Source organism: Streptomyces sp. NPDC002690, assembly GCF_053592415.1.
In genome coordinates, this window is sequence record NZ_JBSFVR010000229.1 from 1 (window position 1) to 12,092 (window position 12,092).

Genomic DNA, 12,092 nt, shown 5'->3' on the forward strand with positions numbered 1-12,092 from the left:
ACTCGCCGCTCTCGCCGCCCGCCGGGCGGGGACGGACGTCCGCAAGCCCACCCTCTGGCTGCGCGGTGCCGACCTGCTGGCGGGCGACCTCTCGGCACGATCCGGCGGAGTCGGAGCGACCAGGGCGTTCCGTCCGACGGTCCTCCCGCCGTACATCCTCCGGTCCCTCCGAACGGTCGTGAGCCACCTCGCCGCACGGAAGAAATAGGTGTTTGTCCGTCGCGCGGTGCCGGTAACCGAGTTTTTATGGCCCGGGACTCACACAGCCCGAGGTCAACGGCTAGCCTCGACACACTTGACGGCGACAGTCCGAGGACAAACATGCAGCTCCACCTCAACCATCCACCGGAGCCTCACAGCGCGCCCCGGCTGGCGGCCGCCATCGTCGAGGCCGCCGCGGACATCAGCGAGGTCGAACTGGACTACAGCCCCGGCAGCATCGACGTGGTCGAGGACATCATCGACGGCTTCCGGACCGACGGCGTCACCGGCGAGGAAATGGCCGAGTCCCTGGTGAGCTTCGGCTGCTACGTGGGCGAGATACTCCTCCGTCACGCCGGCGGAAGCTGGCACGCCGCCGCCGGGGCTTCTTCCGTCTCCCCTCTCGCCGTGCGCCTGCCCGACGGGAGGGAACACCACCCGATCGACTGGGTCTTCCAGCGTCTGGAGCGGGGCGCCGGGACAAGCGTCCGCGACCTGTACGTACGGGCCGTCGCCGGCGGCACGCCGACGGCCGACCGTGCGCATGGCTGAGCCGCACGGCACTCCGCACGACCAAGAGACACCCCGCATCCCCGCGGACGACGGGTTCCTGGCGGGCCGGACGGCCGAGCGGCACCTGGTGGCGGAGCTGTTCTCCGACTCGCCGGGCGGCGGCCGGGTGCTGCGGGTGAGCGGCGACACCGGCACGGGCAAGAGCGCCCTCCTGCGGTTCGCCTCCGCCGAGGCGGCGCGGCGGGGTTTCTCCGTACTGACGTCCTCCTCGGCACCGGCCGAACGGGAACTGCGGTACGCGGCGCTGCACCGGCTCCTCCACCCCCGCCTGCCCGAACTCGGCCGGTTGCCGGACGAGGCGCGTTCCCTCCTCCGCTCGGCGTTCGGCGGGAGTGGTGAGGCCCCGGCGCCGGACCGGATGGCCAAGGCCGCGCTGACGCTGCTGACCGCGGCGCCGGAGCCGGTCCTGCTGTGCGTGGACGACCTCGACCGGCTCGACACCGCCAGCCAGGACACCCTGCGCCTCCTGGCCCGGCTGGCGGGCGGAACCCGGATCAGCCTCGCCGTGGCCGAGCGGGAGGCTCCTGCCGCCCCCCTCGCCCCGGACGAACTCGGCGTCGCCCTTGGACCGCTGGGCCCGGACGAGTCCCGCGACCTCGTCCGGCGTTGCGGCCGGGCGAAGACGTACGCCGAAGAGGAGCTGGTGCTCGCGGTCGCCGGGGGCAACCCCCTCGCCATCACCGAACTGGCCCTCGATGGCCGCGCGCTCGGTGACGCCGCCGGTTTCGGCATGCTGCCGGCGACGCCCCGGCTGGCCGAGGCGTACGCCCGTGACCTGGAGGGGTTGTCGTCGGCGGCGCGCGAGGTGCTGCTCACCGCGGCGCTGAGCGGCTCGTCACTCACACGGGACGTGCTGGGCGCCGGTGCGCGTCTGCTGGGCAGCGACACGGCGGCCCTGGCCGGACTGAAGGAGGCACGAGCACGGTCACTGATCGTCGAGAGCGGCGAGCACCTGCTCTTCCCCCGACCGCTGGTCCGGGTGGCGGTGCTGCGACTGGAGTCGACCGCACGACGGATGAGTGCGCACGCGGCGCTCGGCCGGAGCATCACGAGTCCGTCGCACGCCGCCTGGCACGCGGCGCAGTGCGCGGTCGCCGGCGACGAGGAACTGGCCGAGAAGCTGGAGAGACTGGCGGACGGCCCGCAACCGGGGACGGCGGTGCTGTCGGCGCTGGCCGCGCTCGACCTGGCGGCCCGGCTCACCCCGGAACCCGGGCGTCGCGCGAACCGCTCGCTGCGCGCCGCCGAACTGGCCTGCCACCACGGTCTGCCGGAACAGGCCCTCCAGCAGGCCCGGGGCATCGCCACGGCCGACCTCGGGCCGCTGGGCCGCGCCCAGTTGCTGTGGCTGCACGACCTGCTGTCGGGGAACTCCACGGGCGGCCGGGAACGCATCGCTGAACTCTGCGCGGCGGCGCGCACCGTCGCCGCCGCCGGCCACCCGGCTCTCGCGCAGAAGCTGTTGCACGCCGCGGCCGGCCGATGCTGGTGGCAACGGGCGAGGCCGGCCGAACGCGACATGGTGGTACGGGCCGTGCGCGAGCTGCGGCCCCGGCCGTGGGACGCCCGAGACCTCGCCGTCATGGCGCTGACCGATCCGCTGTCCACGAGCCGTGAACCCCTGCCCGCCCCGTCGGCGTCGTCCGGCGCCGAGGACCGGATGCTGCTCGGGCAGGTCGCGCACCTCACCGGAGATCTCGTCCGCGCGGCGCCGTTGCTGGAGGAGGCCGAGAGGGCGGCCCGGGCCGACGGGCGGCACGGACGGCTGGCCCGCATACTCGTGGCCCGGGCGCTGGGCGAGATCTGGCTGAGCACCCGGTGGCGGACCGCCCGCACCCTCGCCGAGGAGGGCAGGGCCGTCGCGGAGCGAACGGGCCAGGAGGAATGGGCGGCACGCGCAGCGGGCGTACAGGGCGTCATCGACGCGCTGCAGGGCCGGCACGACAAGGCGCTCGCACGTGCCGCGGAGGTGGAGAAGGCCTCTCTGCGGCTCGGCCAGAGCGGGCAACTGGGTCTGCCGGCCCTCACGCGCGCCCTCGCCTCCTCCGACACCGGTCGCTACGCCGAGGGGTACGCCCAGTTGCGCGGACTGTTCACCGAGCACACGACGCCCTACGCCTTCGAGCAGTTCTGGGGGCTCGCCTTCCTGGTCGAGGCCGCGCTCCCGGCGCGCCAGACGGCCGACGCCGCGGCCGTCGTGGCACATGTCGAGAGGCAGACCCAAAACGGCGGGGCGCCGCTGCTGCGTCGGGTGCTGACCTACTCCCACGCGGCCCTGGCGCCCGACACGGAGGCCGAGGCGTGCTGGGGACGGGCCCTGGACGACGAGGCCGAGCAGTGGCCGCTGCTCCACGCGATGTCCCTGTTCGGCTACGGCGCTTGGCTCAGACGCTGTCGGCGCGTCGTCGACTCGCGCGGGCCGCTCGCCATGGCCGAGTCGGTCTTCCGCGAACTCGGCTGTACGTCCCGCGCGGGACTGACCGCCGCGGAACTGGCGGCGGCCGGCCGGCCGGAGACCGAACCGGCCGAGGACGGTGCCCGCGGTGTGCTGACTCCGCGGGAACTCACCATCGCCCGGCTGGCTGCCCGGGGCCTGTCGAACCGGGCCATCGGAGAGCAACTGCGGCTCTCCTCACGGACCGTGGCCGTACACCTCTACAAGATCTTCCCCAAGCTGGACGTGACCTCCCGCGGACAGCTCGCCCGGCGCATCGGCGACGAGTGACGGTCGGTCCGCACGACGGACGCCGACGCCGGTGTTCCGCCCCACGTCACCGGGCGGCGGGTGGCCGCTCGTCCGGCTGCTGACGGGCGCACGTCGAGGTCACCGGACGGATACCAGCGCGTCGGTCAGCTGGGTCCGCGCGGTCACACCCAGGCGGGGGAAGATGCGATAGAGGTAGGACCCGATGGTGCGGTGCGAGAGGCCGAGCTCCGCGCCGATCTGACGGTTCGACATGCCCAGGGCGGCGAGCCGGGCGATCCGCAGCTCCTGCGGGCCCAGGAGTTCCTCCGTCCGCCCCTCCCCCGCCGCGGGCGCACCGCTGTCCGCCCGTCCTCCGGATGCCCTGAGTTCCTCGGTGATCCGGGCGATCCTCGCTTCGGCGCCCGCCGAACGGAAGATGGCCGCCGCCTGCCGCAGTGCGACCCGGAAGTCGGCGACCTCGTTCCTGCGGCGCAGCAGACGCGCGTGCGCCAGGCGCAGCGACGCCTGCAGGAAGGGGCAGTTCGAGAGGTCCGACGCGGAGGCGTCCGCGAGGCGGGCTTCCGTGTCCCCGTCGTCACCGGCCAGAACGGCCCGTGCGACGGCCAGCCCCGCCGCGGCGAGCGGCGGGTGCTCCGCACCCGTACGGGCTTGGAACGCGCGCAGTGCCGCACGTGCCTCCTCGCCGGTGTGCACCGCGTCCGCGGCCTGGGCGAAGGGGACGAGCGCGAACAGAGCGGCCGTTGGAGGCTGCGGTTCGGCGAGGAGGGCGGAGAGCGTCGCGAAGCCCGCGGCGAAGTCGCCGCCCTCCACCTGGGCCCACCCGGTGCACAGGGCGACGAGGTCGTCGACCGTGCGCACGGAGCGGCGCGCGGACTCCCGCTCATGGTCACCGACGGGCCGCACCGTACCGGTACGCATTCCCCGCACGAGGTCGCCCATGAGGCAGGCGGCCACCGTATGGTCCCCGTGCCCGTGCTCCGTGCCGAGCGCGGCGCATTCACGGAACGTCCGCTCGGCCTGTCCCCAGTCGCCGGTGAGTACGTGGCACAGGCCCTGCTGGAGCAGTACCCACGGCAGGCGGTCGGTGCGGCCGTGGAGGCGGTGCCGGCCCTCGGCCCGCCGGTGCAGGTCCAGGGCGCGGAGTGGATCGCCCGCCATCCAGGCGGCCTCGCCCAGATGCTCCAGGACGTGCACCGGCACGTCTTCGGACGGCCGTGGGGCGGATACGCGCCGGGCGACGGTCGCGGCGCGGTGGGGTGCGGCGACCGTGGCCACGGCGTACGGCGGACCCGGGGCGTCCGCCCGGTCGGACGCCTTGTCGGGAGAGGCGAGCAGCGCTTCCGAGCGCTCGGCGTCGTCGGCGACCGAGGGGGCCGAGGGGGCCGAGGGGGCCGAGAGCCGGGCCAGTTCCAGGGCGTCCTCCTGGCCCCGGGTCCCCGCCGGTGCGGGCCAGTCGGCCGGGACCCGCCACGGGGCCGTGTCACGGCGCAGGACGAGAGCCTCGGCGTAGAGCGTGCCCGGCGGGGTGAGGGGGAAGCGGAGCGCCCGGTACGCCATCGCGCGGGCCGTACGCTCCCGGCCGAGGCTCTGGGCGAGCTGGGCGGCGAGCAGGGCACAGCGTCCCCGGTCCTCGGGGACCTCGTGCAGGTCGGCCGCCCGGGAGAGAAGGCGGACCGCGAGCATCGGCTCGTCCCCTTCCAGCGCCCGGCGGTGTACGGCGTGGAGCCGGTGGGCCAGTTGTGCGTCGGTGCCCCGCACGGCCTGCGACAGGTGCCAGAGCATCCGTACGGGGTCCTGCTCGGACACCGCCGACAGGGCGGCGTGGGCGGCACGGACGCGACGCGGGCCGGTTCTGTGGGTCACGGCTCCCGGCATGGCGGGGTGGGTGAACCGGAACCTTGTGCCGTCACACTCCGCCAGACCTTCGTGTTCCGCAGGTTCCACGACGGAGAACCCCAGTTCCTCACCCGTCAGCCGGGAGGCCGCCGACAGCAGGCGGGGCAGCTCGCCCGCCGGATGGAGTGCCGCCACGAGCAGCAGATCGCGGGTGGCCGACGGCAGCCGGGCCACGCTCGGGGCCAGCGCCGCGACCAGCCGGTCGGAGGAAGGGGGGACCCAGGGCAGGGGGTCGGCCGTGCGGGTGGGGAGTTCGAGGAGTGCGAGGGGGTTGCCGGCGGCGGCGGCCAGCAGTTCGACTTCGGCTTGCCGGCCGTCGACGGCTCGTCTCCGGTGCAGAAGAGAAAGGGACTGGGCCGCCGTCAGCGGTGCGACCGTCCTCGTCGGCACGCCGGTCAGTGGCGCCAGACGCCGGGGGTGCGGACGCGACGCGATCAGCACGGCGGGTGCCTGTCCGCCGGCCCGCCGCGCGACGAAGGACAGCACCTCTCTGCTGGCCGTGTCCAGGGCGTCCCAGTCGTCGACGGCCAGCAGGAGCGGCTGTACCCGTCCGGCCCGCTCCATGTGGTCGAGCACGGCGTACGGCAGCCGGTCCCGCTCGGCCCGCGCGGAAATCCCGTGGCCGGGTGGCACCGGGCTCCGCGACGACCCGATGTGCGCGACGTCGCACCGGTGCTCCCGCAACCCGTCGAGGAGTTGGTCGACCCCGGAGAACGCCGACAGGTCGTCTCCCCGCCGTCCGGCGCACCGCAGCACGCGCAGACCGGCGGTGACCGCCATCTCCACCGCCGCGTCGAGCAGCTCCGACTTGCCCACTCCCGCGCCGGCACTCAGCACCCGCGCCGCTCCGGGTGTCCGGGCCTCGTGCACGAATTCCCGCAACTCTCGCAACTCCTGCTCGCGTCCGACCAGGCGGGGGGCGCAGGGCCGGTCCCGGACGAGGAGCGTCGCCGGCGGCTTGGTCCTGCGGCCCTCCTGCTCCACGACGGCGAGAGAGGCGCCCTCGATCCACGTGCTCATGGGTGACCTCCGTTCGGGGCGCGGAAGGTTCCCCACCGGCATGGGGATGGCGTTCTCCTGCACCGCTCTCATCCCACCGGACCCGGGTCCGGTGGGCCAGGCAGTTCACATGCAGTTTGACCGTGCGTGCCGCCGAGGCGCGGGCACGCGGCGCATCTGGGCCGAGGACCGGACCGTGCCCGTATACGCCGGCGACGGCAGACGGCAGACGGCAGACGGCAGACGGCAGACGGCGTCAACGCCGGACGGCGGCCAGGAGATCGCGCATGTCCTTGATCATCGCCGGCCAGAAGTCGGATTGTTCGGGCAGGGCGGGCTCGTCGTCGAAGCCCTCGTACCTACCGTCGCCCTTGTAGTAGTGGCTCACGGAAAGCGTCAGGGAGAGGACAGCGGCACCGTCGAGGACTCGGAGTTCACTGTGGCCCGCGTCCTCGGCGATCATGAAGGCCGCGTCTCCGAGGTCGGGGACCGGCTTCACCGCGTCCGTCGGGGCGATCCCCGCGTTCGTCACGCGCTGTTGCGCCTCGAACTCCTTCCCCGGGTCGGACTCCTTGTGCACCGCCACCGTGACGTCGACGCTGTGCACCGTGAACCAGGGCCCCGCCGGTTCCTCCTCACGACCGCCGCCCAGCGGTATCGCGCAGTGGACCTGGTCGAGGGCCGGATACTTCAACAACCCCGAGTCGACCACCCCGTCGGTCTCCGGCGGCGCGATGGAAGTACCGAGCGACGTCAGTCCGACCGACCGGCAGAAGCCGCCTGGGAGCCGAAACGCGGAAGCATCGGGCTTCTCGTCGCCCAGGCCGTACGAGAACACCGCGGCGGCCCAGACCGCCGAGGCGACCGCAGCGCCCGCGACAGCGCTCAACCAGGGCTTCAGGTCACGCCGTCGCGCGGGTCGTGGATCCTGGTGATCCAGGACGTCGAGGTTCTCCGACGGCTCGGCGTGCCCTCCTGGCTCAAGATCGTAGATCACCTTGACGCTCCCCGATTCGGTCAGACGTTGACGCGGCCGGCGTCCCCATGGCTTTTGGTCACCCACCGGCCCCGAAGACACATGACCGCTGAAATACGTGCCACTGCGCCGCCGTTCGCCGACTTCTTGCCGACCGATACGTGTGATTCGACGTGCAGTATGCCAGCCGGAGCGATACGCCGGAACCGAGGGCCGAGGCGCAGCTGCGGCGGCATGACTTCCCGCCGGCGAGGGCGATCCGCCGCGACCGAGCAGGACAATCACCCACTTGACCGGTGACTTCGACACGTGCCACGATCACGATCACCACTTCGACCGGTGATGACTCGTTGTATCGCCCGATGCCCGAGCCCGACTTCGACGGCGGGGCACGGCGCGGAATACTCCCCAAGGAGAACGCCTTGTCCGGAAACCGTCAGAAGCCGCTGACCACCGCGGCCGGAGCGCCCGTAACCGACAACCAGAACTCCCTGACCGCGGGCCCCCGGGGGCCGATGCTCCTGCAGGACGTCTGGTTCCTGGAGAAACTCGCGCACTTCGACCGTGAGGTCATTCCCGAACGCCGTATGCACGCCAAGGGATCGGGCGCCTTCGGCACGTTCACGGTGACACACGACATCACGCGGTACACCCGCGCGAACATCTTCTCCGAGGTCGGCAAGAAGACCGAGATGTTCGCCCGCTTCTCCACCGTCGCGGGCGAGCGCGGGGCCGCGGACGCCGAGCGCGACATCCGAGGATTCGCGCTGAAGTTCTACACGGAGGAGGGGAACTGGGACTTGGTCGGGAACAACACCCCGGTCTTCTTCTTCCGCGACCCGCTGAAGTTCCCGGACCTCAACCACGCGGTGAAGCGCGACCCGCGCACCAACCTGCGCGATCCCGAGAACAACTGGGACTTCTGGACCCATCTCCCCGAGGCACTGCACCAGATCACGATCGTCATGTCGGAACGCGGCATCCCGGCCTCGTACCGTCACATGCACGGTTTCGGCTCGCACACGTACAGCCTCGTCAACGCCGAGGGCGAGCGGTTCTGGGTGAAGTTCCACCATCGCACCCAACAGGGCATCAAGAACCTGAGCGACGACGAGGCGGCGGCTCTGATCGGCCGGGACCGCGAATCCCACCAGCGCGACCTGTTCGACGCGATCGAGAACGGCGACTTCCCGAAGTGGAAGCTGTTCATCCAGGTCATGCCGGAAGCCGACGCGGACGACTACCGATTCCACCCCTTCGACCTCACCAAGGTCTGGTCGAAGAAGGACTATCCCCTGATCGAGGTGGGCGAGTGGACGCTCGACCGCAATCCCGCCAACTACTTCGCCGACGTCGAACAGGCGGCCTTCACCCCGGCCAACGTCGTTCCGGGAATCGGCTTCTCCCCCGACCGGATGCTGCAGGGCCGACTCTTCTCCTACGGTGACGCCCAGCGCTACCGCCTGGGCGTGAACCACCACCAGATTCCGGTCAACGCTCCCCGGAACGCCGTGCACTCCTACCACCGCGACGGCACCATGCGTGTCGACGGCAACCAGGGATCGGCTCCTGGCATCGAGCCCAACTCGTACGGCCGCTGGCAGGAACAGCCGGCCTTCCGCGAGCCGGGCCAGGCGGTGGGCGCCTTCGCGGACCGGTTCGACTTCCGGGAGGACGACGACAACTACTTCGAACAGCCCGGCGACCTCTTCCGGCTGATGAGCCCCGCGCAGCGGCAGACCCTCTTCGAGAACACGGCTCGCGCCATCCGGGGCGCGTCACGGGAGACCGTCGAACGCCACATCGCCAACTGCGCCCAGGCCGACCCGGCATACGGTGAAGGGGTCCGCAGGGCCGTCGGGGCGCCGACCGCCGAGGACCGCGGAATCCGGCCGTCCGGGCCGGTGTCCGAATGACCCGCTCATGACGGGCGGGAGCGGCGGCCTGACCGCCGAGCAGACGGACCGCGTCGTGGACATCGCCATGGACCTCGCCAGAGAGGGCAGCACCGGCGAACTGGCGGACTTCGTCGGGCACGGGCTGCCCGTGGACGTGAGGGACCCGGGCGGCAACACGCTCCTCATGCTCGCCTCCTACCACGGTCACGCCGACACGGTCCGAGCCTTGCTCGCCCTCGGCGCCGACCCGGACCTGCGCAACCTCCGGGACCAGTCCCCCCTCGCCGGAGCACTGTTCAAGGGCGCGGACACGGTGGTGGTGATACTGCGGGAAGCCGGTGCCGATCCGGACGCGGGCACCCCCACGGCGCGCGCCGCCGCCGCCTTGTTCGGCCGTCAGCATCTGCTCCCGGACCGGTCGTGAACGCTTCGGTCTCCGCTGCTCCGCTCGCGTTCGTGGGCCGTGTCCGACCATTCGCAACGCACCGCACCGGACACCGCCCGCCCGAAGGGAGTTGTCAGACCCGGGCACAGCAGCGATTGGTAAACACATATCTTTCGGTGGCCACCCGCGCTGTCGTCCGCGGTCATGCCGCACACCTCAGCATGGAGGCGCTGCAAACCTGACGCCCGGCCAGTACAGTGCGGGGTACTCATCGAAGACTCCGGCGGCGAGAGCGGCCCGCTCTTCCCTCATGGCCGCAGGCGCGGGGCCGTGCCCGGCCGAGCCGTACGGCGGCCGCCGCGAGGGGACCTCGTGCGCCCTGCGTCTCGCCGCCCGCACTCCGCGCGCTCACCCTGGAGACAAGAACCATGACGACCCTGGACGAAGCCCCTCTGGAAGTCCTGGACGCCTACCGCACCTGCGAGTTCGCCACGCTCAGCCGGGACGGCACCCCCGCCGCTTGGCCCACCGCGGTGCGGCGTGGGGAAGACGGCACACTGCTGCTGACGACGTCGCTCGCCTTCGCGCAGAAGGCGCTCAACGTGCGCCGTGACGGACGCGTCGCTCTCCTCTTCTCGGACCCCACGGGCAGCGGGCTCACCGACGCGCCACAGATCCTGGTCACTGGCCGGGCCGAGTGTCCCGAGGAGGTCCGGAGCGGGCCCGAAGGTGCGGAGGACTATTGGCGGATGCTCTTCGAACGGCAGCCGCACAGCCGGTCGTACGTCTCCGCGCCCGCGCGGTGGACCATGGACTGGTACTACCTCCGGCTGCTGATCACCGTGACCCCCGAGCGGGTGACGGTCAGACCTCCCCTCGCCGTGCCCGGTGGTCCGCGGACCCCGGCACTGCCGAACACACTGGTGGGTGCCGAGCAGCTCAACGCCTACGCCAGTGCCGTGCTGGGAGCCCGTGACGCGTCCGGCGCACCTGTCCTCGCCCGTACCCGGCCCATGCCCGGGGAGGACGGCTATCTGCTGGAACTGCCCACTGACTGCGCCGCGGTACCGGGTCCGGCCTCCCTGCTCGTGCACCGGCACGACGACCGGATGAACAACATGCACAACGCCCTCGTCCGCGGACGGCTCGACGCCGCCGGCGACGGCCGCATGCTGCTCGTCCCGGAAAAGGTCGTGGAGCCGATGGGTACCGGCCGTGCCAGCGACGCGCTGGGACTTCTGCGCCGTACCAAGCGTTCCACCGGCCTCTACCTGGAACGGCGCGATCTGCCCCGGCCGAAGGTGCGTTGGGCCGAATTCCGTGAACTGGCCCGCCGTCGTTAGGACTCCTTCACCGGGGCGGTCCGGCGTACGTCACGGGACCGCACGGGGCGTGTCCTCCTCAGGGCTGTCCCGGGAGCTCCGCCGACGGGTCGCGGTGCTGTTCCCGACCGCCGGCCGTTTGACAGGTATCTCCAGGACAGGCGAGACACATATTCACCCGTCCGAGCGGCAGGAAACGTGTCACTTCCGGTTTACACTCACACGTATGATAAATCGTGAAAATGTCGCCCAGGCCGCCGCGGCATTCCAGGAAGCCACGGAGGCGCTCGCGAGTGTCCTGCCGAACGGCTTTCACCTGCGGGGCTCCGACGGCACCCTGCTGGCGGTCACCGGATCGCTGATACCCGCACTCAACGTGGTCATGAGCGTCTCCGACACGCCGGACACCATCGAGATCGGCCTGCTGTGCACGGAGGCCGGGCCTCAGGTCCAGGAGCTTCCCTGGAGCATCCGGCTCAGGGGCGAGGCGGACGAGGAACTCGTCGGCCTCGCCGCTTCCCACGGGCTCAACACCCTCGCCCACCAGCCCTTCATGCTGCTGTCGTTGGAGGACGGACGGGAGGTGTGGTCGTCCGGCGTGGAGTCCTCGGCCGTACGTCCGCTGCGGGAAGACGAGTACAAGACCTTCGCCACCGTGCTCGGCACCGCCTTCGGTGCGCCGCCGTTCGTCATCACGAGCCTGTACACGCCGCACGTCCTCAGCCGGCCCTTCGTCAAGGCGTACGTGGCCGAAGTGGACGGTGTGGCTGCCGCGGCCGGGCTCGCCATCCTCACCGAGCGGCACGTGGGCCTCGCCAACATCGGCACCCTGCCCGAGTACCGGGGGCGTGGTCTGGGCCGGGCGATCACCGAGGCGATACTGCGCGACGGCCGGGCGGCCGGGGCGCGCACGGCCTATCTCCACTCCAGCGACGAGGCGGTGTCCCTCTTCGAACGAGCCGGCTTCCGCACCGAGGAGTCGTGGGCCTCCTTCACGGCATGACGCCCAGCTCCCACCCGCGCGTCCCGTCCGTACCGGGGGACACAGAGGCAAGCCGGAGCGCCCGGCCCGCACGGGAATCCAGTTGCTCCGCGACATCGAAGCGGGCAAGGGCCGCCCCGGCGACCTCGACAA

9 protein-coding genes are annotated in these 12,092 nt (G+C 71.9%); 7 read left to right on the forward strand and 2 right to left on the reverse strand.

Going from position 1 to position 12,092, the window contains the following annotated elements; translation table 11 throughout:
- The 3 genes from ACWD3D_RS24790 to ACWD3D_RS24800 form a co-directional block, all read left to right on the forward strand.
- Window positions 1-208, forward strand: a 208-nt coding sequence (locus ACWD3D_RS24790) for a hypothetical protein (RefSeq protein ID WP_451463002.1), incomplete at its 5' end; no start/stop codon positions are given.
- A gap of 113 nt (window positions 209-321) precedes the next feature.
- On the forward strand, window positions 322-753 hold the full coding sequence (locus ACWD3D_RS24795; protein WP_451463003.1) for a hypothetical protein: 432 nt from the start codon (window positions 322-324) through the stop codon (window positions 751-753).
- Window positions 746-3,499 (forward strand): AAA family ATPase, encoded by a 2,754-nt coding sequence (locus tag ACWD3D_RS24800; protein ID WP_451463004.1) that lies wholly within the window; start codon window positions 746-748, stop codon window positions 3,497-3,499. Before ACWD3D_RS24795 ends, ACWD3D_RS24800 begins: the two co-directional genes overlap by 8 nt.
- Window positions 3,500-3,598: 99 nt before the next feature.
- Here the strand turns inward: ACWD3D_RS24800 and ACWD3D_RS24805 are convergent, their stop codons facing one another.
- Entirely contained in the window at window positions 3,599-6,397 is a 2,799-nt protein-coding gene (locus tag ACWD3D_RS24805; RefSeq protein WP_451463005.1) for an AAA family ATPase, read from the reverse strand.
- Between the two features lie 235 nt (window positions 6,398-6,632).
- A complete protein-coding gene (locus ACWD3D_RS24810) occupies window positions 6,633-7,373 on the reverse strand; it encodes a hypothetical protein (RefSeq protein WP_451463006.1) in 741 nt (246 codons plus the stop codon).
- Window positions 7,374-7,714: 341 nt separating this feature from the next.
- Here ACWD3D_RS24810 and ACWD3D_RS24815 point away from each other — a divergent pair, with 341 nt between their 5' ends.
- The 4 genes from ACWD3D_RS24815 to ACWD3D_RS24830 all read left to right on the forward strand — a co-directional run bounded on the left by ACWD3D_RS24815 (window position 7,715) and on the right by ACWD3D_RS24830 (window position 11,960).
- Window positions 7,715-9,268: a catalase gene (locus ACWD3D_RS24815; protein WP_451463007.1), complete on the forward strand. Its 1,554-nt coding sequence runs from the start codon at window positions 7,715-7,717 to the stop codon at window positions 9,266-9,268.
- Window positions 9,269-9,275: 7 nt separating this feature from the next.
- Window positions 9,276-9,674 (forward strand): ankyrin repeat domain-containing protein, encoded by a 399-nt coding sequence (locus ACWD3D_RS24820; protein WP_451463008.1) that lies wholly within the window; start codon window positions 9,276-9,278, stop codon window positions 9,672-9,674.
- 389 nt (window positions 9,675-10,063) lie between these two features.
- Window positions 10,064-10,978, forward strand: a complete 915-nt coding sequence (locus ACWD3D_RS24825) for a pyridoxamine 5'-phosphate oxidase family protein (RefSeq protein ID WP_451463009.1) — start codon at window positions 10,064-10,066, stop codon at window positions 10,976-10,978.
- Between the two features lie 205 nt (window positions 10,979-11,183).
- A complete protein-coding gene (locus tag ACWD3D_RS24830; protein WP_451463010.1) occupies window positions 11,184-11,960 on the forward strand; it encodes a GNAT family N-acetyltransferase in 777 nt (258 codons plus the stop codon).
- The last annotated feature ends 132 nt before the right edge of the window (window positions 11,961-12,092 follow it).

What these genes read in the sequence shown, in the direction of transcription:
- ACWD3D_RS24795 (WP_451463003.1), top strand. Translation starts at nt 322, where the DNA reads ATGCAGCTCCACCTCAACCATCCACCGGAGCCTCACAGCGCGCCCCGG.
- ACWD3D_RS24800 (WP_451463004.1), top strand. Translation starts at nt 746, where the DNA reads ATGGCTGAGCCGCACGGCACTCCGCACGACCAAGAGACACCCCGCATC.
- ACWD3D_RS24805 (WP_451463005.1), bottom strand. Translation starts at nt 6,397, where the DNA reads ATGAGCACGTGGATCGAGGGCGCCTCTCTCGCCGTCGTGGAGCAGGAG.
- ACWD3D_RS24815 (WP_451463007.1), top strand. Translation starts at nt 7,715, where the DNA reads ATGCCCGAGCCCGACTTCGACGGCGGGGCACGGCGCGGAATACTCCCC.
- ACWD3D_RS24820 (WP_451463008.1), top strand. Translation starts at nt 9,276, where the DNA reads ATGACGGGCGGGAGCGGCGGCCTGACCGCCGAGCAGACGGACCGCGTC.
- ACWD3D_RS24825 (WP_451463009.1), top strand. Translation starts at nt 10,064, where the DNA reads ATGACGACCCTGGACGAAGCCCCTCTGGAAGTCCTGGACGCCTACCGC.
- ACWD3D_RS24830 (WP_451463010.1), top strand. Translation starts at nt 11,184, where the DNA reads ATGATAAATCGTGAAAATGTCGCCCAGGCCGCCGCGGCATTCCAGGAA.